This window comes from Paraburkholderia sp. (genome assembly GCF_049581445.1).
Lineage (GTDB): Bacteria > Pseudomonadota > Gammaproteobacteria > Burkholderiales > Burkholderiaceae > Paraburkholderia.
On the sequence record NZ_JBAURZ010000123.1, the window covers coordinates 1 to 20,788 of the forward strand.

Annotated in this window: 18 protein-coding genes, 2 pseudogenes and 4 riboswitches; of the genes and pseudogenes, 15 read left to right on the top strand and 5 right to left on the bottom strand. The window is 59.9% G+C overall.

Features of this window, described 5'->3' with window-relative positions:
- Together WCA85_RS11180 and WCA85_RS11185 are read right to left on the bottom strand one after the other, a co-directional pair.
- Positions 1-234, bottom strand: a pseudogene (locus WCA85_RS11180) (MdtA/MuxA family multidrug efflux RND transporter periplasmic adaptor subunit); the annotation flags it as partial.
- Between the two features lie 331 nt (positions 235-565).
- A complete protein-coding gene (locus WCA85_RS11185) occupies positions 566-1,402 on the bottom strand; it encodes an IclR family transcriptional regulator (RefSeq protein WP_424063817.1) in 837 nt (278 codons plus the stop codon).
- Positions 1,403-2,030: 628 nt separating this feature from the next.
- Positions 2,031-2,095: riboswitch (Fluoride riboswitch) on the top strand.
- Positions 2,096-2,317: 222 nt separating this feature from the next.
- On the opposite strand from WCA85_RS11185, the gene WCA85_RS11190 reads away from it, so the two are divergent.
- From WCA85_RS11190 to WCA85_RS11240, 11 genes and pseudogenes are all read left to right on the top strand, one after another.
- Positions 2,318-2,647, top strand: a complete 330-nt coding sequence (locus WCA85_RS11190) for a DUF190 domain-containing protein (protein WP_424063818.1) — start codon at positions 2,318-2,320, stop codon at positions 2,645-2,647.
- Positions 2,648-2,728: 81 nt separating this feature from the next.
- Positions 2,729-2,950 carry a hypothetical protein gene (locus WCA85_RS11195; RefSeq protein ID WP_424063820.1) on the top strand — a complete coding sequence of 74 codons (222 nt, stop codon included), beginning with the start codon at positions 2,729-2,731 and terminating at the stop codon, positions 2,948-2,950.
- Positions 2,951-3,008: 58 nt separating this feature from the next.
- Positions 3,009-3,383 carry a DUF190 domain-containing protein gene (locus WCA85_RS11200; protein WP_424063822.1) on the top strand — a complete coding sequence of 125 codons (375 nt, stop codon included), beginning with the start codon at positions 3,009-3,011 and terminating at the stop codon, positions 3,381-3,383.
- A gap of 44 nt (positions 3,384-3,427) precedes the next feature.
- Positions 3,428-3,510, top strand: a riboswitch (Fluoride riboswitch).
- 174 nt (positions 3,511-3,684) lie between these two features.
- A complete protein-coding gene (locus WCA85_RS11205) occupies positions 3,685-4,632 on the top strand; it encodes a respiratory chain complex I subunit 1 family protein (RefSeq protein WP_424063823.1) in 948 nt (315 codons plus the stop codon).
- A gap of 3 nt (positions 4,633-4,635) precedes the next feature.
- Entirely contained in the window at positions 4,636-5,316 is a 681-nt protein-coding gene (locus WCA85_RS11210) for a hydrogenase (RefSeq protein ID WP_424063824.1), read from the top strand.
- Between the two features lie 359 nt (positions 5,317-5,675).
- Positions 5,676-6,551, top strand: a pseudogene (locus WCA85_RS11215) (proton-conducting transporter membrane subunit); the annotation flags it as partial.
- 296 nt (positions 6,552-6,847) lie between these two features.
- Positions 6,848-8,338 carry an NADH-quinone oxidoreductase subunit C gene (locus WCA85_RS11220; protein ID WP_424063826.1) on the top strand — a complete coding sequence of 497 codons (1,491 nt, stop codon included), beginning with the start codon at positions 6,848-6,850 and terminating at the stop codon, positions 8,336-8,338.
- 12 nt (positions 8,339-8,350) lie between these two features.
- The gene (nuoB, locus tag WCA85_RS11225; protein ID WP_424063828.1) at positions 8,351-9,229 is read left to right on the top strand and encodes an NADH-quinone oxidoreductase subunit NuoB; all 879 of its coding nucleotides are present in this window, start codon (positions 8,351-8,353) and stop codon (positions 9,227-9,229) included.
- Positions 9,219-11,210 (top strand): proton-conducting transporter membrane subunit, encoded by a 1,992-nt coding sequence (locus WCA85_RS11230; protein WP_424063830.1) that lies wholly within the window; start codon positions 9,219-9,221, stop codon positions 11,208-11,210. Before nuoB ends, WCA85_RS11230 begins: the two co-directional genes overlap by 11 nt.
- A 185-nt stretch (positions 11,211-11,395) precedes the next feature.
- Positions 11,396-11,458, top strand: a riboswitch (Fluoride riboswitch).
- 379 nt (positions 11,459-11,837) lie between these two features.
- Positions 11,838-13,373 carry a MutS-related protein gene (locus tag WCA85_RS11235; protein ID WP_424063832.1) on the top strand — a complete coding sequence of 512 codons (1,536 nt, stop codon included), beginning with the start codon at positions 11,838-11,840 and terminating at the stop codon, positions 13,371-13,373.
- Entirely contained in the window at positions 13,370-14,905 is a 1,536-nt protein-coding gene (locus WCA85_RS11240; protein ID WP_424063835.1) for a MutS-related protein, read from the top strand. The genes WCA85_RS11235 and WCA85_RS11240 overlap by 4 nt, the downstream gene beginning before the upstream one ends.
- Before the next feature lie 60 nt (positions 14,906-14,965).
- Here WCA85_RS11240 and crcB read toward each other — a convergent pair whose 3' ends face one another.
- The gene (gene crcB / locus WCA85_RS11245; protein WP_424063836.1) at positions 14,966-15,346 is read right to left on the bottom strand and encodes a fluoride efflux transporter CrcB; all 381 of its coding nucleotides are present in this window, start codon (positions 15,344-15,346) and stop codon (positions 14,966-14,968) included.
- Positions 15,347-15,423: 77 nt separating this feature from the next.
- Positions 15,424-15,484, bottom strand: a riboswitch (Fluoride riboswitch).
- Between the two features lie 166 nt (positions 15,485-15,650).
- Here crcB and WCA85_RS11250 point away from each other — a divergent pair.
- The gene (locus WCA85_RS11250) at positions 15,651-17,297 is read left to right on the top strand and encodes a sensor histidine kinase (RefSeq protein WP_424063838.1); all 1,647 of its coding nucleotides are present in this window, start codon (positions 15,651-15,653) and stop codon (positions 17,295-17,297) included.
- On the opposite strand, the gene WCA85_RS11255 is transcribed toward WCA85_RS11250, so the two are convergent.
- Entirely contained in the window at positions 17,284-17,745 is a 462-nt protein-coding gene (locus WCA85_RS11255; RefSeq protein WP_424063840.1) for a hypothetical protein, read from the bottom strand. The genes WCA85_RS11250 and WCA85_RS11255 overlap by 14 nt on opposite strands.
- A 22-nt stretch (positions 17,746-17,767) precedes the next feature.
- Complete coding sequence (locus WCA85_RS11260; RefSeq protein WP_424063842.1) at positions 17,768-18,349, bottom strand: DJ-1/PfpI family protein; 582 nt, start codon at positions 18,347-18,349, stop codon at positions 17,768-17,770.
- Positions 18,350-18,535: 186 nt separating this feature from the next.
- Between WCA85_RS11260 and WCA85_RS11265 the strand changes: the two genes are divergently transcribed.
- The 3 genes from WCA85_RS11265 (at position 18,536) to WCA85_RS11275 (ending at position 20,410) form a co-directional block, all read left to right on the top strand.
- Positions 18,536-18,994, top strand: coding sequence for a hypothetical protein (locus WCA85_RS11265; protein ID WP_424063844.1), 459 nt, complete (start codon positions 18,536-18,538; stop codon positions 18,992-18,994).
- A gap of 124 nt (positions 18,995-19,118) precedes the next feature.
- On the top strand, positions 19,119-19,574 hold the full coding sequence (locus WCA85_RS11270) for an Rrf2 family transcriptional regulator (protein ID WP_424063845.1): 456 nt from the start codon (positions 19,119-19,121) through the stop codon (positions 19,572-19,574).
- Between the two features lie 188 nt (positions 19,575-19,762).
- A complete protein-coding gene (locus WCA85_RS11275; RefSeq protein WP_424063847.1) occupies positions 19,763-20,410 on the top strand; it encodes an NAD(P)-dependent oxidoreductase in 648 nt (215 codons plus the stop codon).
- The last annotated feature ends 378 nt before the right edge of the window (positions 20,411-20,788 follow it).

Genomic DNA, 20,788 nt, shown 5'->3' on the forward strand with positions numbered 1-20,788 from the left:
ACGGTGACGTGCGCCGCTTGCGCCACCCTGGGAGTTCGGCTCGCCGGCCGGGCCACCCCACGGATGCCAGCGCCACACTACGATGCCTGCCACGACCAGCGCTGCGACGATCAGCCCGACCGTACGCCCCCGATGTTTTTTACCGCCGCCTGCGCTCTGCGTGGTCCCGACCGGTGAAGGGCTGGCCGGAGCGGATGTGCGAGAAGTTTCTGAATGCTTTTGTTGTTCGTCCATCGGTTCGATCAGGTGGCTGGCTTGGAGTTAGGCAGGTGTGCGCGATGTTGCGTTGGGTTGCGCTCGGTCGCATCGAAACGCTGCGGCGCTGGTACGACGCTTTGGCGCCCGACAGCGTACCCGGCGTAGATGTTCAGCGCGAGTCAACGCGCGATAAGGCACGAAAACGCATGGCAACGCGAGACGCGTGTTCAAGCGATTGCTGGTCTGCAAGACTATCGCAAGGCGCGCGAAAGCACGATGCTACGTCCCAGCCTTCGGTGCAGTCCAGTCTGGTATTTTTCGGTTGGTTACGGCCGTTACACGTCGGGCGTGCCGGTGTGAGACATCCTCAGTCGTTCAGCCGCCTGCCCGGCGTGCCGCCGATCTCGAGGACAATCTTCGAGATGCATTCGAGCAACAGGGGAGCAGCGCGCGTCATCAACCAGTCGCGCGGACACTGGTTGGCCGAACCACCACAGTTCACGGCATATCGCTCACCAGACGGACCAATGAAACCGGCGGCGATGGCGTTCAACCCGTCGTACCATTCACCGGTGGCAATCGCGTAGCCGTGAGTGGCGGTTTCCTTCAGCGCGGTCTCAAGCCGGTCGCTAATATGACCCCAGTCGTCGCCTTCGGCGGCCTGCAGTCCAAGCATCAGCGCCTCACGCTCCGGTGGCGCGAGTACTGCGAGATAGGCGCGACCCACGGCCGTGCGGCTCAGATTCATCCGCGATCCGACGTCCAGACGCGAGACCAGCACGGCAGAGCGCGGCTTGATCGCGTCGATCACCACCATGTCGAGCCGGTCGCGCACAGCAAGGTGGACCGACAGCGAGGTGCGTTCGGCGAGTTCGAGCAGGAAAGGGCGTGAGCGCGCGCGGATATCGAAGTTGCGGAGGAACCCGTTGCTGAGTTCGAGCACGGACGAAGTCAGCACAAAACGTTCACTGTCCGGCAGGCGAAACAGAAAACCCGCGCTCACCAGTGTTGCGGTGATGCGCGAGACCGTTGGCTTCGGAATGCCGGTGAGTTCGGTCAACTCGCGATTGCTGAGCGGTGCATCAGCGCCGGCGATGCACCGAAGGACTGTCAGACCGCGCGCGAGCGCCGTGACTTCGTCTCCGGAACTGTCTTTTTCCTTGATAGGGTCGGAACTGCGAGGAGACGTCGATTGCTGGGTCATGTCGATTTTTATGAAACTTCGTTTCAATTTACGGAGTTCGTACTGCCTGACCGAACATTAAGTTGTAGCGCCGAACGCGCACCATTATGGGGCGTGCTGACGCTATTTCGTATGACTATTCGGTACTATGGAACGATTTGCCGACGTCGCCGCACCGAGATAGATTTTGCTTGACTTAGTCAGCGTAACCATAAAAAATGGAACCATATTTCGAAAGAAAGGCTGGCGCGCGATTGTTGTGCCTACAGCCTGAGCCCCGCCCGGCGTGCTTCAAAGCCCGGCCCAGCAAGGTTGTCCGGTACGGTACATGGTGACGGCAACGCTCCGGCGGTACTTTCGAATCCCCTCTCTCAGGTTCTAGCACGGCCCTCGGAATGGCTAGAACTTTTTAAGGCGCCACGGCAACGTGGCGCCTTTTTTTTGTCCTATGGGCGGACAACAGAGTCTGCACGAAGCCGATTTTAGGGTTTCAGAGACATTAAAGTCTGCGTCATGACGACGTTGGCTGGTGCACCACGTAACGGACGATAGTTTATATCTGTACTCGATCGGTGAGGTCGTGGCCGTTGGAAGGGGCGGCGGCTAGCCTAACTCTGGCGCGATTTACTGCCTGTTGCGCGTGCTACACTAAATTTACGGAGATGGCATTCCTCCAGTAACCGCCGTCAACCGGCTAATGATGCCTACGCATTCCTGGGTCAGGAAGTCGTAAGCTCGCCCCCTGCAGCGTCCCGCTCCCCGGATTTGAGAACCTCTTTCAGGTCTGGTTCCAATGCATCCGCCTTTGTCACCCTACCAGTTCGTTCCCTAGCTTACGGATGATCACGCCGCTCCCGCGTGGGCCTGTGCGCTGCCTCGTTCACCCAGCGGCGATGTCCGCCAGAGCACCCTCGAATATCAACGTAGGGAGTCGACATGAAGGGCAGTCAGCTCACCCTCTATGCAGCTAATCAGAGCCATCGGAAGTTGCACAAGACGGTGGTCGATTGGGTGCTCGACGAAGTCGCTAAAGTGGGCATCCACGGAGCTACAGTCACTGAGGTCCGCGAAGGGATCGACGCCCACGGCAGGTATCACGCCGCGCGGTTCTTCGAGCTCGCAGATCAACCGGTCGCCGTGATGGTGGCGGCACCTGATGCACAAGTGGACGCGCTGCTCGAAAGTCTTCGGACGGCCCGTGTTCGGCTTTTCTATACGCGTTGCCGGGTTGAATTCGAACTACTTGGTGAACCTGAGGAATCTTAAGGCGATACGTGATGTCCTTCGTGCCTGTGTTCGGCCAGGCTGCGCCCGGCACGGCGCCTTTTCCGTAACGCGACGCGTGACATGATCGGGTACTGGAAAGTGTGGGCATCTTCGTATCCGCTCGTCTCGCTTGAAGACCGGTTGGCTGATAGCGACTGGTTAGGATTCGCCACGATCACGAAGGAACTGGGTGTCCGGGTGCAGAAGGCGCTTACGATGCGTTGCGCAATTTACCTGCCGGTTCAATCGTGCACTAGAATGAAACATGGTCGCGAACCGGGGCGCGACATCCGTTGCGTATAGCTATACAGCCTCGTGACCTGCCTCTGGCAACAAGGGCTGGCCGGCAAGGGAGGTTCGCATGAACGGCTTTCTACTGACGTTCTATACCGAGCAGAACAAGCGGCACGGCCACAAAACAATCTGTGAGTGGCTGCTGCATGAGGTGAAGGAACTGGGCATCCACGGCGCCACCGTAATCAGCGGCAGCGAGGGCATCGGTCACGCGGGCGCGCATCACGCCGCGCATATGCTCAAACTAACTGATCAGCCGGTTCAGATTATCATCGCTGCGACTGACGAAGAGGCACAGCGTTTGCTCGATGTCGTCAAGGCCGCGCATGTCCACGTTTTTTACACGCGCTCGCCTATTGAGTACGGACTGCTCGGCGAAGACGATCCGCAGCACCACCCCAAAAAACATTCCCTGTTCCACCGGAATCCGCAGGGAGCTTAAGGGGCGGCTGTGCAGATCGTGATGTGTCTCCTATACTCGAAATCGTACCTTGTGGAGATGGCATTCCTCCCTAACCGCCGTTAAGGGCGCCCTTAAGCGCCACGCGGCTGATGATGCCTATCAGGTCCCGGATGCGCCGGACCGGTAGGTTTCCTTTTGCCGGCTTCCGAATTGTTGCCATCCCGGGCGTGTGAACGCCGAGAAGAAGCGAAGAAGAAATGGGATGCGCCATCAGCTGCGAACTTATACGTGAAAGTCGCGGGAGTGTCGCGAGTCGGCCAGGCGATGCAGCGGAGGGCACGTGAGCCTCCGCGAAATTCTCCTGCAGATCGCGCAGGTCGTGACCGTCATTGCGCTCTCTCCGTTGTTGCAGGGCTTCGTTCTGCAATGGGAGGAGCGGATCCAGCGTTCGCGAGGCCCGGGCGTTCTTCAGCCGTACCGCGACCTGTGGAAGCTCTTTCACAAGCAGCTCGTGGTTCCCAACACTGCTTCGTGGATCTATTGGGTCGCTCCGCCCCTCGCATTCACCTGCATGCTGACGGTTCCGATTCTTATCCCCGTACTCACGGATTTCCCGCTGCCGTTGTCCGACATGGGGGATATCCTGGGTGGCGGTCTTATCCTCACCCTCGGTTCATTCGCCGTCACGCTAGCGGGCCTCGATTCGGGCAGCGCCTACGGCGGTATTGGATCATCCCGGTCGGTCATGCTTGGCATCCTGGCTGAACCCACGCTCATTCTCGTCTTTGTCGGCATCACGCTGCTCGCCAAGGCGATGTTGCCCTTCGTGGTCAACCATCTGCTGGTGCAAAACCCTTCGGTGTACTGGAGTCCGGCGCACCTTTTCCTCGTCTTCGCATTCTTCGTCCTGCTGCTGGTCGAAACGGACAGGCTGCCGATTCACTCCAGCACCCACATCGAGATATACATGATCGAAGAAGCCCGCATCCTTGAGTATTCGGGGCCCTTGCTCGGACTTCTCAAGTGGGCTTCGATGATGAAACAGTTCATTCTCTACACGATCTTTTGCAATGTGCTCACCCTGCCTTGGGGACTATCCCAGCATGGCACCGCGCTGGGAGCAGTGGGCGCGGCGGCGGGTCTCCTGCTAAGGATGCTGGTGGTCGCCGTCGTCGTTGTCATCGTCGAGACTGCGCAGTCGAGGCTGCGTTTCTTCCGGTACCAGGAACCGCTTGCTGCATCGTTCATGCTGGCGGTGCTGGCCATTGCCGCGAACCAGTTGAGGTGAACCATGCTGCTGGCCCATCTGACTCCGCTTGCATCGTCGCTCTTCAGCCTGCTCGCCATTGGTAGCTTGCTGCTTGCGTTTGTGATGCTCGGCTCGCGCTGGCTGAAAGATTACCTGCTCGCATTCACGGCTGAATCGTGGCTGATTGCCTTGCTGTCGGGCACCGTCGGCTATTACGGCAACTACCACGAGTTGTACTTCATTGCAGTGCTTACCGCGGTGTTTCGCGGCATGCTGCTGCCTTATCTGATCTGGCGGATCATCGTGCGCCTTGAGGTCGAACGCGAATTGCACGTTGTTCTGCAGCCCAGTTCGAGCCTCGTGCTCGGCGCGCTTCTCGTGCTGTTCGCGTTCGTGATTTCGAACCATCTCGGCAACATCCTGGGTTTCGGAGGCACAGTGGTCGTTCTCGCGCTCACCGTCATGTTGTCGATGAAGCTGATCGGCTTTTTGATGCTTGCCGTCAGGCACGAAGCGATCAGTCAGGTCCTCGGTTTACTGATCCTCGAAAATGGCATTTTCCTTGGTTCCCAGATTCTCGTTCCGGGCATGCCGATGCTGATCGAACTGGTTCTGCTGTTCGACCTGCTGGTTATCGTCGTGAGCTTCGGCGTGCTGGTGCGGTACCTGGTCGCCCAGGTCGGTAGTACAAGCAGCCGCGAAATGCGGCGTCTGGTGGGGTGACTATGTCCGCTGGCCTGATCATCGCCATCGTTGCCGCGCCGATTGCCGCAGCAATCATCAGTGCGCTGGTTCGCGTACGCCACGTGGGTGAATACGTGAACCTTGCGGCCGCGGCGGTCTGTCTGTGCGCGTCATTGGTGCTGGTCATCACACGAGACGGCACACGCGAATTCCTCGACGGATATGTGCTGGTCGACGCGCTCGGTGCATGGACACTCGTGTGTACAGCGATTGTCTACTTCCTGGCGTCGATCTATGCGATTGGGTATATGAGGCTGCTTGCGGAGGAGCGTGAGCGGTTGCCGCAGTTCTATGCGCTGTTCGCTGGATTCGCCGCGACGATGGTCTGTGGCCCGTTAATGAACAATATCGGCGTGTACTGGATCGCGATCGAACTCACGACGCTGGTCAGTACCTTCCTCGTCGGATTCGAAAAAGGTGAAGAAGCGATCGAGGCCGCGTGGAAGTACATCATTGTCGTTTCGGCGGGTATCAGCCTCGCGCTGCTCGGCACGGTGCTGTTTTACTGGGCCGGCAGTCTCGTCATCGGACCGACTTACGACATGACATGGGACACGCTGCGGCGCGCTGCACCGCGGATGAATCCCGCGCTTACCCAGATGGCGTTTCTTCTCGTGCTGGTTGGATACGGCACAAAAGCTGGGCTTGCGCCCATGCATACATGGCTCCCCGATGCACACAGCGAAGGTCCAGCGCCGGTGTCGGCCATGCTCTCGGGGGCGCTTCTCAATACGGCGATGCTTGGCGTCGCACGCTTTCTAACCATCACGGACGCTGCCAGCGCGTCCTTGTTACCGCGCACCGTTCTGGTGGGGTTCGGCGCGTTTTCCCTGTTTGTTGCGGCGCTTTTTATCGTGCGTCAGCGCGGTATCAAGCGGCTGATGGCGTATTCGAGCGTCGAGCACATGGGCGTGCTGGCGATGGGATTCGGCTTTGGTGGACCACTGGCAATCGCAGCGGTGCTGTATCACATGCTCAATCATTCGCTTAACAAATCGCTGATGTTCTTTGGCGCGGGCAACGTGATGCGTCTGTTCGGAACCAAGGACATCGATGAAATCAGGGGGGTATGGGCGCGCTTTCCCGTGACGGGCGCGCTGTGGCTGGCTGGTGCCGTTGCGATCACTGGGGCGCCACCGTTCGGGCTTTTTCTGAGCGAATTCACGTTGATGCGCGCGGGTCTTGCCACACCGAACGCATGGGCTGTGATCGTGCTGCTGGTGCTGCTGATCGTTATCTTTATCGGTTTTCTCAACCATTTCCGGCTCATGTACTTTGTGGCGCCCGGTGCGTGCCCGCAGACGGCTACACCCCAGGTGGCGCAAGCAGATGCCCGGGAAAATGGTCCGTCACTGCCGGCAAACCTCGTCGCAAACATGCAGCCGAGCCTGTGGATGACGTTGCCGATGTGGCTGGCATTGCTGCCGGTTCTCATCCTCGGACTCTGGTGGCCGCACGCCCTCTGGCACTTCTTCGAAACGGTGGCCTTCGACCTCGGCGGGAGCACTCGATGAATAACTGTAGCCTGCTTCATCTTCAGGTGCAGCAACTGGAAAAGACGATCGATGAACTGCTGGCCGGGGGTGGGCGCATGCAGATGGCCTACGCGTGGTTTCCAGAGCCAGACGCTTCGCCCGAACTTCGCTACATCGCAACCGTGCCAGGCCAGCGCAGATTCAAGAGCTGGCAGGTCAACCCAGGCAATGCTGCGGTGCCCAGTCTTGCCGGCAGGTCACCATTGCTCGGCTGGTACGAGCGGGAAGTGATGGAAATGAGTGGGCTGGAGTTTTCCGGCCATCCGCAGCCGGAAAGACTTGTCACTGCCAATATGCCACTGCTGGAGCAGCCTCCTCTCAGACCCTGGAGCGGCGCAGCCCGGCCTCAGCATCGCACGCTCGAGACCCCTTCATTGCCGGAGGTCTCGGGCAAACACGTGCAGCGACTGCCGTTCGGTCCGATCCGCGCCGACGTGCTGGAGTCAGCCCAGTTTGTTTTCTATTACATCGGTGAAGGCATTCTGCATTACCAGCCGAATCTCTTTCTCAAGCATCGCGGAATGGAGAAGCAGTTCGAGTCACAGGACGTCATGGGCGGCGTCATTACAGCTGAACGGGTATCCGGTGTCGGCAGCGTTGCACACGCGCTTGCCTTCGCGCAGGCCGTGGAAGACGCAGCAGGATGCGAAGTACCTTCACGCGCCAGGTGGATCCGCGTCGTCGCCGCCGAACTCGAACGTGTCTACAACCATCTGCACTATCTCGGACACCTCTGCCACACGACAACCCTGAAGGTTGGCGAGGCGGAAGGCAAGTTGCTCGAGGAGCGTGCCAAGCAGATGAACGCGCGTGCTTGCGGCAGCCGGTTTCTGCGCAGCGTCATCTGTCCCGGCGGCGTGCGCCGCAAACTCGACATGCTTGCGATCGCCGAAGGGCTTGATGCATTACACGGCGAACTCGATCGCTACATCTCGCTGATTGAGCGAACGACGAGCCATATCGACCGGTTGATCTCGACGGCGCCACTTAGTCAGCAGCTTGCTTTCGATCAGGGCGCATCGGGACCGATCGAACGGGCTTCCGGCATTGATCGCGATCTTCGGCGTGATCATCCGTACGCCGCTTACGATGAATTGACGCCCATTGTGGCGACCCATGCTGATGGGGATGCCTGCGCGCGAATGAAAGTCCGCATCGCCGAGTTGCGTGCAAGCGTTGATCTGCTCGGCAGGGCGGTACAGCATGGCGTGGACAGCGGGACGCTTTGCGCAACCTGCGTGCCGGAGCCCCATGCGCAGGGGATCGGATGGTCCGAATCGCCGCGCGGGACCGTACTCTACGCGGTTCACTTCAACGGGGCGGGACGCATTGCGCGGGTCAAGATCAAGTCGTCATCGTTTTCAAACTGGAACGCGTTCCAGTTCACCGCGAACGACAGCAACATGATGGACTACGCAATTAACGAGGCAAGCTTTGGCTTGACCATCGCGGGTTGTGCACGATAGGCGAGGTCACCTATGTCGCTATGGACGTGGTTCGGTTTGCACTCAGGTAACGCCAGCACCGAATGGCCGCTCAAGGGAGAGGAGCATGGCCAGGAGGGCCTGATCGGCATGCCGCGCTACGATCCGGCGAACTGCCAGCCGGGGTGCGATGCATGCGTGCAAGGTTGCGTGACCCATGCGATCTCTTTCGTCAAACATCCGGTCGCAACGAACAGCGGCGGTAGCAACGATACGAACAAAGATGCCGGAGGCGAACCGGTCAGCCGTGCGGAAATCCATCGTCCGCCGGACGTGGACTGGGGGCGATGCATCGTATGCCAACGTTGTACAGAGGTGTGCCCGAGCGGCGCGTTTGTGCCATCGGACGACTGGGCGGTGGGCGTCTCACGCCGTGAGGATCTGCATTGGGTCGACTCGCGCAACATAACCTCTTTCCCGCAGGCGGAGGTCGAGGGGCGACGGCCATTTCGCCGCAGCCTTCACGTCCGGCACGTGGATGCGGGTTCCTGCAACGGCTGCGAATCCGAACTGCAGGCGCTCAACAATCCGTTCTACAACCTGCATCGGCTTGGCGTTTTCTTCACGGCGTCGCCTCGCTTTGCGGACGTGCTGCTGGTCACGGGAGCCGTGACGCATGCGATGAAGGGACCGTTGCTCGAAGCCTGGCAGGCCATGCCGGAACCCAAGTGGGTCATCGCGACGGGCACATGTGCGGTGTCGGGAGGCGTCTCGGGCGGCAACTACGCTTGCGGCAATGGGCTGACTGGCGTTCTGCCCGTAGACATTTACCTGCCAGGTTGTCCGCCTAATCCTGCCGCAATCATCCACGCGCTGTTGATGTTGCTCAATCGTGCAGAACAGCGCATGAAGGGGGGGCACCTTGAGCGCTGACCTTATTGCTGCCGCTGCTGTCTTGTGGGGCATCTCGGCGCTCGTCTCGCTGTTTATCCGGGTACCCGTTCTTGCGCGCGCGCTTCTCGCGCTTGGTTGTCTCGCGGCTATCGTCGCATGCATGGTGGCGCTACCGGAGGCGTTGGGCGGCTTGAGCCTGACAATCTCGCTTGGGTCAGAGGCTGTTACTTTTGCACTCTCGCCTGCGGCGCTCTGGCTGTTTGGATTCGGGCTGGTTCCGGCCGTATTCGCGTGCTGGTTCGGTTCGCCGCTCGGGCTGCGCCCCGGAATCTGGAACGCGGGAGCGGCCTTCAGCGTGCTCGGCGCCCTCGGTGTATTTGGTCTTCAGGACGGAACGTCGATGCTGGTTGCCTGGGAGGTAATGAGTCTCGGCGGGGCGCTCATGCTCGCTGGCGAGCATGCCGGCGAGGCGGACGGCAAGCCGGTACTTTTCATGCTTGCACTGCTGGAAGTGGGCGCAATTGCGTTGTTGTTCGCCATCCTCGTGCTTGGCCATGCGGCTGGCACGCCCAGTTTCGCCCGTTTCGAGTCGAATTCGTCAGGCGTTTCAGGGCCGCTTGCGTGGACTGCAGGCATAGCGTTGCTGATCGGCTTCGGTGCGAAGCTTGGCCTGATGCCGTTCTATGAATGGTTCCCCCGCGCATACGGTGCGGGCAGTGGGGCAACGGGGGCGATATTCTCGGGTGTTGTCCTGAACGCAGCATATTTTGCGCTAAGCCGTGGATGGAATAGCTGGCTTGGCATGGCGACCGACAGTTCGGTCGCCGCAGGTCTGGGCGTGGTAGCAATCGCAACTGGCGTGTGCAGCGCGATTCTCGCGATCCTCTTTGCTTTCCAGCAGGACGACTGGCGCACGTTGCTTAGCTATTCGTCCGCAGAAAACGCATCGGTTGCTGTGGCGATGCTTGGCGTAACGGCCCTCTTCAGAAGCGATCAGCTCAACGCACTCGCGGGTCTGGCATGGACGGTCGCCTTACTGCATCTGGCTGGACATTCGCTGTCAAAGGGCGCGCTGTTTCTGGCGGCCGACGGAATTCACGCGTCATCGGGGACTTACGATATGGTCCAGCGAGGATGGATCAAGCGGGCCGGCTTTCTCTTTGGGATGGGGGCGGCGTTTGCCGGTATGAGTCTCGCATCCATTCCACCGCAAGCCGGGTTCGTCAGCGAGTGGTATGTCTTTCAGACGGTATTCCAGGGCTTCCACCTTTCCGCGTTCACGGGCCGACTAGTGCTCGTTCTCGCCGGTGCAGGGCTTGCTCTGGCGGCTGCAGTTTCACTTGCGACATTCGTCAAACTGGTCGGGTTGGGTCTGCTAGGCATCAACGATGTCGATTATGTGCGGCCGATCCCGCGGCGCTGGACCATGGCGGTGGGCGTTCTCGGCTTATGCATCCTTGCCGTGGCCGTAGGGGCGCCGCTTTGGCTCAACGCACTTGCCACGGGTTCCCAGGCCATCTTCGGTGCGAACAGTCCGCACGCAATGGTTGCGGGCTGGTTGCTGGTGCCGCTAACCGACAAGTTCGCCTTCATTTCGCCATCGAAGCTGATCATCGTGATGCCTTTGCTGGCGGTTCTGCCGCTGACGCTGCTATGGCTAGCCACGCGGCGCTTTCCAGTGCGACGCGCTGCGGTCTGGTACGGCGGGATGGCTGGGGGGCACGACGCATCGACCACACCACTTACGTTCTCGAACGCGATGCGTACCTTCTACAGTTTCATTTATCAGCCAACGATGAGTACAGAGCGTGAACACGAAGTGAGAGAGTATTTCATCAAGCGACTGGTGTTTTCGCATGAGGTAACTGATATCTTCGACCGGTATCTCTTCCTGCCGGCCATACGCATGGTTGAATGGTGCGCGGAGCGGCTACGTGCGTTGCAGTCGGGCAACCTTAACTTTTATCTCGCCTTGATCGGAGGGCTACTGATCGCGATTCTTGCGTTGACGCTTTTCTAGATGGAGCTCAATTCAGACTTGATCGGTAGGACCCCTCTGGATGAATTGCAACGGAGGCGGTCAGGTCTGATTTTTGCGCTATTTCTTGCGATTGCGAACTGCTCAAGCGCGGATCCATGGTGTACTGGGCTGATACTTGGGGTTTCAAGCGCGACGGTTGTCGAGTCGCCGAAGCAAAGCTAGAATGTTTTTGTGGAGATGGCATTCTCCCTTGACCGCCCATTAGGGCTAATGATGCCTACAGGCCTGGAAGCAGGCGCTGTGGGCGCATCTGCAAGCTCCCGCTCGCACAGCGTTGCGTTCATCTGCAACGATGCTGCTCTCCAGTATTCTCAATAGCATTAACAGCCTCGAAGTCCCCGGGAATGGCCAACTGAGCCGCGACCGGCGGGGCTTGACGACTTCCAGCGCCTGACGGGCTGGGGCGGGTATGAGCATGTCAACCTGTAGCGCGACTGGCGCGGCTAAGTACAGTTCGAATACGTTCGACTTACGCGCGCGGGCCAAGCTTTTCTGGCGGGCCCGCGGCTTGACAGCAGGGCGGGCGCTTGTCGTCGCTGGAGATATCCTCGAAGATCGCTTCGGCTCATGGCAATCGAAGCGGCCGAACGAATGGGGAGAGCAAAAATGACATTCGAGAGCATTCTTTTCGAAGACGCTCGCCTGGCCGACGAGGTCGACAGCGCGAGCGAACCGGAGTTCTTTGGAGACCTGAATCTCGATCAGATGGTCGATTCGATCATTCGCGGTCGCGATGAATACAACCTCAAGCCCTTCTTTTACGTGGCTCTCACGGACGTTGATTCGATTGGCTACCGGCACGAGATCATGCGCGACCTCGAGCGCAGTGAGGTTGCCGCCGCTATCTACGCCTTCTCCGCGCAGATGCGCGCAATGCGTGCAGAGCTCGCAATGGCGATGAAGCTGCACTATCGCTGGCAGAAGCAACGTTATTTTCTCGATGGCGTACAGACGTATTGCACCGCGATCGTGGCCTTCGCTCGGGATCTGGAGGGGGCGGCGCCGCGCTCTCACGGTCTCGCCGCGTTTCTTGACTACCTCAAGGCCTATGAGCAGGGACGCGAATTTGTGGCATTGAAGGAAGGAGAGTCCCGCATGAGGGGCGCTCTTGACCTGGTGCGATATAGCATCCTCATAAAAGGCAATAGCGTTACGGTGCGCAGATATGCCGACGAGATCGACTACAGCGAAGATGTGCAGAAGACCTTCGAAAAGTTCAAACAGGGAAAGGTAAAGAGCCACAGCACAGACATGCGTGAGTCTCCCGATATGAATCATGTAGAGGCGAACGTACTTGACTTCGTTGCTCGCCTTCATCCGGAGGTCTTTATGCCTCTCGATGAATATTGCCGGAGTCACGGCGATTTCATCGATCGTATGGTTGAACGGTTCGACCGGGAAATCCAGTTCTATGCCGCTTATCTTGAGCACATGGCGCGAATCAAAGAGACCGGTTTGTCGTTCTGCTATCCCGCGGTATCGGGTGAGTCGAAGGATATCTGTAGTGTTGCCGGATTTGACCTCGCGCTTGCGGAGAAGCTGCGGCGCGAAAACGGGCATATCGTCTGCAACGATTTTTACCTGAAGGGCGATGAACGGATCATTGTGGTGACCGGCCCGAACCAGGGCGGCAAGACGACCTTTTCACGGACCTTCGGGCAGCTTCATTACCTTGCTGCTATCGGTTGGCCGGTCCCCGGTCGCGAAGCCCGGCTCTACCTCTTCGACCAGATCTTCACGCATTTCGAACGGCAGGAAGACATGAAAAACCTGCGTGGCAAACTGCACGATGATCTGTTCCGGATTCATCGTATCCTGGGGCGTGCCAGTACGAGAAGCATCATCATTATGAATGAGATATTCAGTTCGACCTCCCTTAAGGACGCACTGTATCTGAGCCAGAAGGTAATGCGCCGGGTGATGGATCTGGACGCACTATGCGTCTATGTGACTTTCATTGAGGAGCTATCCAGCCTGAGTGTCCAGACGGTTAGCATGCTCAGCGAAGTCGTGCCCGATGCTGTAATAACGCGAACATTCAAGGTTGTTCGGCGACCCGCCGATGGACGCTCTTATGCGCTGTCTCTTGCGGGCCAATATCGCCTGAAGTATGAACAGCTGAGGGAGCGGATCGGATCATGAAAGCCCATCTGATGTTCAGAGATCGTGCCTTCTCGCTGGGCGGAGATCTTCCGTGGGGTTCCGATACGCTTATTGAAGATCTCGAACTCAACACGCTCTTCTCGGCAATGTGTGCAGGCGACGCCTTCTTGCTCGAAGTTGCCCGAAAGGCCGTGATGGCGAGTCTGCGCGATCCTGATGAGATTATCTACAGGCAGGATGTGTTGCGCGATTGCGTTGCCAATGCGACGACGGTCCGTGCGCTCTACGGCATCGCAGTGGAGGCGATCGAGATCGAAAAGAAAAGTTACTTCGGATTTTTCAACCGCTATCCGGCTGCCATTCTGAGTAGTGCGCGCGAACTGATGCAGGCGTTCATTGCTGTACTGCTTAAATTCAGGGAGGTCGCCGACAATTGCGCCAGCAATTTCAGATCGGAAGGATTCACGACATTCTTTTCGATGATGCAGCATGAGTTGGCGGATGACTACTTCGAAACGCTCAAAGAGCATTTGAAGGATCTGCAGTTTCGCAACGGAGCGTTGATTAGTGCCGGACTTGGCAAAGGCAACAAGGGCATGTCCTACGTTCTCCGGAAGCTCAACGAGCGCGACCGGAACTTGCTGAAAAGAATCTTGCTGCGTGGGCCGCAGTCGCTGACTTTTCAGATTGCGGAGCGTGACGAGGCCGGCGCGAGAGCGTTGTCAGAGTTGCACGCGCGCGGTATTAATCTCGTCGCAGACGCGGTCGCCCAGTCGGCCGATCACGTATTGAGCTTTTTCCGCATGCTGCGTACCGAACTGGGCTTTTACATTGGATGTCTTAATCTTGGTAACGCGCTAGACGCGAAAGGCCAGCGCGTGTGCTATCCCCAACCCGCTCCGGTCACCGAACGCCGTCATACCTTCTCGGGTTTGTACGATATCTGTCTCTCGCTGCGTCTCCGGTCGGCTATCGTTCCCAATGACATTGATGCCGCGGGCGCTGAACTGGTGATTGTTACCGGAGCGAACGAGGGGGGTAAATCCACCTTCCTGCGTAGCATCGGGCTGGCCCAGGTAATGATGCAGGCGGGGATGCAGGTTGGAGCCGAGACGTTTCAGGCGAACGTATGCGAAAGCCAGTTCACGCACGATAAGCGCGAGGAGGACGCCTCAATGACGAGCGGGAAGTTCGATGAGGAACTCGTGCGGATGAACGAGATCGCAGATCACGTCCGCCCGAACTCAATTGTTCTGTTCAACGAGTCGTTTGCCTCGACTAATGAACGGGAAGGGTCGGAAGTCGCACGGCAGATCGTCCTGGCGTTGCTGGAAAACCATGTGAAGGTTTTCTTCGTTACGCACATGTACGAATTTTCGCACGGCCTTTGTGAAACCATGAAAACCGGGGCAGTCTTTCTTCGCGCGGAACGGCGCGAAGGAGGGGAGCGGACATTCAGGCTTTCACCAGGCGAGCCGCTTGAAACCAGTTACGGCGAGGATCTATACCAGCAGATCTTCACTGAGGATATGCGCGCGGCAGAAGGGGAAAAGACAGTGACGGAAGCATGATATTTGCATAACTGCCAGATACCAAAACCAGGTCATGCCCACTATGTGGGCAGGCTCAGTCTAGCGTGCCACGAGAGACACCGTGGCAATCCCCAGTACCGTCATGATTAGCGACGCCCCCACGTGGATGGCGATCTCGCCCGCCGCCCAGCCAAGGCGTCCTTCCTGCAAACGCTGCACGACTTCGGCGGAAAAGGTAGAGAAGGTCGACAGGCCGCCCATCATTCCGGTAATGACGAACAGCCGCCATTCGGGCGCCACGCCCGGCAGGCGCGCGAAGAAGGCGACCGCTACGCCGATCACGTAGCCGGCGATCACATTGGCGGCGAGGGTGCCTAGCGGCAGGGCGGGAAACAGCCCGTTCAGGCGAATCCCGAGGAACCAGCGGAACAATGAACCCAATGCTCCACCGATGCCAACGGCGAAAATAGACAGATACATGAAAGGTGCCTGGCAAGGTCGCAAGTTCGACAGACCGGATCAGGCGAGGGACGCGATGCCGCGTTCACGACCATCCGGGCGATGCAGGCATCATCAGCCACTTGGGCGGTTAAGGAGAATGCCATCTCCTGGGCGAAATTTTATCACCGGCGCGCGCATTGGGGACAGGTGGGTGAGGCCAGGTGAGCCGTGTTTGCCCAGTGACGCTCGACGCCGTCTTGCCTTTGTCATCCGGGTCAAACACCCACATAATGTACTGTCCCCCAGCGCGGCTTGCGGGGCTCCTGAACTCCTTGGCGCACGCATGAGACTGACGACCAAAGGGCTGTTGCTGATCGCGATTCCCGCGGTGTTCGAACTGGCGCTCCTGTCGGCGCTGGTCAAGGCGCAAGTCGACACCGAGCAGGCGGAGCGCTGGGCGGCGCACAGCGAGGACGTGCTGCGCCAGAGCACGGCCATCCTCGAACCGGTCCTGCTCGACTCGGTGCGCTTGCGCGGCGCGGTCCTGAGCGACCACACCGCGGGCGCGACACCGGTGACGCTATGGGTAGACATCGACCGGCGTATCGATCTGCTGGCTGAACTTGTAGCCGATGACCCGGGTCAAGTCGAACGCACGGCCCAGATCCGCGAAGCGGTGCAGGCGTACCGCCAATGGTCGGACCGCGTGCAGGACCTGCTGCGTTCCGGACGGCGGCGGGACATCGTCGCGCGGTTCAATGAACTGGCGGGCACTGATGTACTCGACCATTTTCGTACCGAGGTGGCCGAGTTTCAGACGGAGGAGCGCAGCCTCGACGCACAGCGTTCGACCGAAGCCGACGCCGCGCGCGAACACGAACAGGTCCTGGTGGTGGCCGCTCTGCTCGGCTCGCTGGTGTTCGTGGCGCTGGCCGTTTGGCTCTTCGCGCGCGGCGTGCGCGGGCGTCTCGCACTCCTGTCGGACAACGCCGGGCGCCTTGCCAGCAATGAGCCGCTCGCGCCCATTCAAGCCGGTTCCGACGAAATTGCGCGGCTCGATTTGACCTTGCATGAAACCAGTCGCCGGTTGCTGGAGGCCGAGCGCATTCAGGCGCGCTTCCAGGCGGACCTGGCGCGCCGCGCTGATGAACTTGCGCGCATCAACGAGACCTTGCGGCAGCAGACCCAGGAAAACGAGATGTTCATCTACAGCGTGTCGCACGATTTGCGCGCGCCGCTCGTCAACCTGCAGGGTTTCTCAAAAGAGCTGATCCACGCGTGCGACGACCTGCGGGCGGCGGTGCGGGACTCGTCGCTGGCGCCCGCGGGGCGTCAGCACATCGAACGGCTGGTGGACGACGATATTGGCGAGGCGCTGCATTGCCTGCAAACGGCCGTGTTGCGGGCGTCGCATATCATCGACGCGTTGTTGCGGCTCTCGCGGGTGGGCCGTGTCGAATACCGACGTCAACAGGTCCAGGTGCGCGATATCGTGCAGCGGGTCGTTGATGCGATGCAGGCATCGATCCGCGCACGCCATGCGCGCGTCGTCGTGCACGATTTGCCCTTGGTGTGGGGAGATCCGACTGCGCTCGAGCAGGTCTTCGCGAATCTGGTTGGCAATGCGATCAACTACCTGGATCCGCTACGGGAGGGACGTGTCGAAATTGGCACGACACCTGCCCCGCCCGGGGTGCAGTCACTGCGCATTTTCTATGTGAAGGACAACGGGCTAGGCATTCCGGCCGTAGCGTTGCCGCGCCTTTTCAGCGCGTTTCAGCGCTTGCACGGCAACGTCGCAACCGGTGAGGGGATCGGACTGGCACTGGTACGCCGGGTCGTGGAGCGGCACGGTGGCCGTGTGTGGGTGGAGTCGGCGGAGGGCGCCGGTACGACGTTTTATCTTTCGTTGCCGGAAGCGGATACGCGCGCGTCCGGTGATGAACCGGCCCGGCTCATCGCCGGGGTGCCGGGGCTCAGTGGACGGTGAACAGACCCCGCGGTTTCAGCAGCTTGCTGGCGCGGATGGACCAGTAGCAACCGAATGCAATCAACACGACAACGCCGACGAGCAGGGTGTGCGGCGCGGGCCGCATGCCCGGCAGGGCGTCGAGCGCATAGAGCCCACGTACCAGAAGCAGCGAGGCAGCCCACAGCGCCAGCGCCGCCTGCACGAGCAGGCGGGTGCCACGAAAGCGGCGTGCGCGATTTTCCAGCGACCAGCTAGCCGGCGCGCGGCCGCAAAAGAATGCGATCGCGAAAAGAACGATTGCAAGGATGATGATCCAGTCTGTCAGTTCCATCGAAAAGCGCTCCCAAGTCAACCTTCGACTATAGGAACCCCTTTCACTACGAACCATCAGACCAGTCTCAAACGGATTACCAATTAGCGGATTGTGGAGCAGGCGAAGCGCAACCGCGCCGGACTGCATCAGCAACGGCCTGGTGCGCGTCGCAATGTCAGAGTTCGATGCGCGTGCCCAGCACCACGAGGAACTGCCGTAGCCATTCCGGGTGGGCCGGCCACGCGGGCGCGGTGACGAAGTTGGCGTCGGTGATGGCGGCGTCGACCGGGATGTCGGCATATTCGCCGCCCGCGAGCTTCACTTCGGGCGCGCAAGCGGGATAAGCAGAGATACGCTTTCCGCGGATCACGTCGGCGGCGGCTAGCAACTGGGCCGCATGGCAAATCGCGGCGATCGGTTTGCCCTGTTCCGCGAACTGACGGACGATATCAATCACCTTGGGATTGAGCCGCAGATATTCCGGCGCACGGCCGCCAGCGATCGCTAGCGCGTCGTAGTGAGCGGGGATGGCGTCGTCGAAGGAGGCGTTCAGCGTGAAATGGTGGCCTGGCTTCTCGGTGTAGGTCTGGTCGCCTTCGAAGTCGTGGATGGCCGTCTTGATGCGCTCACCCGCGGACTTGCCGGGACACACCGCATCGACCACATGGCCGACGGCCTGCAGTGCCTGGAACGGCACCATTGTTTCGTAATCCTCGGCGAAATCGCCGGTCAGAAAGAGAATCTTCTTTGCTGCCATTGCATGCCTCCAGTCGAACGGTGGAACACAGGGAACCCTCGGTGAGTCTACTCCAAGGTGTTTGACAGTAGCGCGACGCAGGCGCCAGTGAGCGAACGCCATTGGTGCGGCGCAGGCAATGCGTCAGGGCGTATCATTGAAGCGTTTTCGTATGCAGAAGCCGTTTGGTGCGGCGCACATCACACAATGAACTCAATTACCCGTTACCCAGTGGTCCGCCGCACAGCCTTCGTCATGGTCCTGCTTGGGGCGCTCGCGGCGTGCCAGAAGAACGATGCCTCGGCCGGGCAGGTTGCCGGAAAGATGGATAACGCCGCGCAGCAGGCCGGGCAGTCGCTCGATCAGGCGGCGAGCTACGTCGGCCAGCAGGTCGATACGGCGAAACAGAATATCGAATCCGCAGCCTCGGCGCCAACCATTACCATTGATCCGTCCACGCTCGCTTCGTCCGCGCAGGCCAATCTGCAGGGCGCAGCCAGTGCGACGGACGCGGGGCTGGCCAAGGCGGCCTCCATGACTGGTGCAGGTCTGGAAAGCGCGGGTCGCAAGCTGCAGCAGTGGTCGAATGACACTACGGCGGCATCGTCCGCCGCCGCCTCGGGCGATACCGACAGCAGCGACGCGCAAAAGCAGATGGACAAGTGACGCACGTGCTCCGTCAGGTGACGCACGATGCTTACCGCTTACGTCACTCGATCGCTATGGTCGGTTTGACAGCGCACCGAAATGTTACTACTATGGTTACACATTCTCGCAGGGCAGGTGTGTTGTGAATACGAGTAGCCGGTTTGCTTTTGCGGTCCACGTGCTCGCACTGCTGTCATTGCAAGCGGGCGTGCCGCTTTCTTCGGAGATGATTGCGGGCAGCGTCAATACGAACCCGGCGCTGATTCGGCGTCTGCTGATAATGCTCGCTGAGGCAGGTCTCACCAGTTCACAACTCGGCGCGGGTGGTGGAGCGTTGCTTGCACGTCAGCCGCACGAGATCACGCTGCTCGAGGTCTATCGCGCGGTTGACGACGCGCAGTTGTTTGCGTTGCACCGCGAAGAGCCGAATCCGGCTTGCATGGTGGGCCGCAATATTCAAGGTGTGCTGCGCGGCATCATGAGTGAAGCGCAGCAGGCGATGGAGGCGTCGCTGGCGGCGCGCACGCTGGCCGATGCGACTGCGGATATCGTCAAGGCCGAGCGGGTGCGCGAGCGCAAGCGGCGCACAACCGCATAGCGCGGACGAAGGCAATGGGCCTACGCTTTAAGCTAGATGGTACCGTGGAGGCCAGCGATGCAACCGCTAGACAGATGCACGTGTTCCACGCCGTACGACGATAAATCTCATCAGGGGCTTGCCCCTCTTTTTTCAACTCAATATGTAATCAACGTGGTTACATATAAGCTATGCACAGGAGCATGCAAATGAGCAAAGCACTGAAGATCGCACTTTTTGGCGCGACGGGCATGATCGGTTCGCGGATCGCTACAGAGGCCGCGCGCCGTGGCCATCAGGTGACGGCACTTGTGCGCGATCCGGCGCGCGTGCCTGGCGGGGACGTCAATCTGCGCGCGGCGCAGGCCGACGTGCTCGACGCGGCTAGCATCGCCGCGACGACTCGTGGACACGACGTAGTGGCAAGCGCCTATGCACCGCCGAGCGACGATGTAGGCGTATTGACGAAAGCAACGCGCGCGTTGGTGGAGGGTGTGCGCGCGGCCGGATTGAAGCGCCTCGTGGTGATAGGTGGCGCGGGGTCGCTGGAAGTCGCCCCCGGCAAGCAACTGGTGGATGCCGAAGGTTTCCCGGATGCCTATAAGGCAGTGGCGTTGGCACACCGCGATGCATTCGATTACTACCGCACGGTCAGCGATCTCGACTGGACAGTTTTTGCTCCCGCCGCGCTGATCGCCCCTGGCGAGCGGACGGGCACGTTCCGCACCGGCGCGGATACGCTAATCGCCGACGCCGATGGCAACAGCCGCATTTCGGCCGAAGACTTCGCTATTGCGTTTGTCGATGAACTGGAGCAGGGGCGGTTTATTCGCAAGATAGCCACGGTCGCGTACTAATTCGCCCAAACGAGCGCGGCGCGCATCATCGGCGAGGACGCGCAAGTGTCCTAACATTCGGTTACGCATGCAGATGCGCGCTCGCCGTAACTGCGGCTACACTTGGCGTCTCCCGTTCTGTCGCGGATTGCCATGAAGTCATGCCCGAAACGGCGTGAACCCGGGGCTGCGCCGTTTACCGGCGGGTCTCCGGCGTTTCACGCCGTGATTCAATTTCTCCACCGTTGCACGCATCGCGTTCGGCCGGGAGGCTCTGCACGTCCCGTTGCATGGCTGCTTGCGTGGCCACTCGCGCTAGGCCTCGCGATCGCGGCGTGCCTTGCAGGGGCGCCCGATACAGCGCATGCCGCTGGCGGACCCGTGATCCCTGCGCTGCAG

Coding starts and splice junctions, on each gene's coding strand:
- WCA85_RS11200 (WP_424063822.1), top strand. CDS start 3,009: ATGAACGGCTTTCTACTGACGTTCTATACCGAGCAGAACAAGCGGCAC.
- WCA85_RS11275 (WP_424063847.1), top strand. CDS start 19,763: ATGAGCAAAGCACTGAAGATCGCACTTTTTGGCGCGACGGGCATGATC.
- crcB (WP_424063836.1), bottom strand. CDS start 15,346: ATGTATCTGTCTATTTTCGCCGTTGGCATCGGTGGAGCATTGGGTTCA.
- WCA85_RS11220 (WP_424063826.1), top strand. CDS start 6,848: ATGAATAACTGTAGCCTGCTTCATCTTCAGGTGCAGCAACTGGAAAAG.
- WCA85_RS11195 (WP_424063820.1), top strand. CDS start 2,729: ATGATCGGGTACTGGAAAGTGTGGGCATCTTCGTATCCGCTCGTCTCG.
- WCA85_RS11240 (WP_424063835.1), top strand. CDS start 13,370: ATGAAAGCCCATCTGATGTTCAGAGATCGTGCCTTCTCGCTGGGCGGA.
- WCA85_RS11185 (WP_424063817.1), bottom strand. CDS start 1,402: ATGACCCAGCAATCGACGTCTCCTCGCAGTTCCGACCCTATCAAGGAA.
- WCA85_RS11190 (WP_424063818.1), top strand. CDS start 2,318: ATGAAGGGCAGTCAGCTCACCCTCTATGCAGCTAATCAGAGCCATCGG.
- WCA85_RS11260 (WP_424063842.1), bottom strand. CDS start 18,349: ATGGCAGCAAAGAAGATTCTCTTTCTGACCGGCGATTTCGCCGAGGAT.
- WCA85_RS11210 (WP_424063824.1), top strand. CDS start 4,636: ATGCTGCTGGCCCATCTGACTCCGCTTGCATCGTCGCTCTTCAGCCTG.
- WCA85_RS11235 (WP_424063832.1), top strand. CDS start 11,838: ATGACATTCGAGAGCATTCTTTTCGAAGACGCTCGCCTGGCCGACGAG.
- nuoB (WP_424063828.1), top strand. CDS start 8,351: ATGTCGCTATGGACGTGGTTCGGTTTGCACTCAGGTAACGCCAGCACC.
- WCA85_RS11265 (WP_424063844.1), top strand. CDS start 18,536: ATGAACTCAATTACCCGTTACCCAGTGGTCCGCCGCACAGCCTTCGTC.
- WCA85_RS11250 (WP_424063838.1), top strand. CDS start 15,651: ATGAGACTGACGACCAAAGGGCTGTTGCTGATCGCGATTCCCGCGGTG.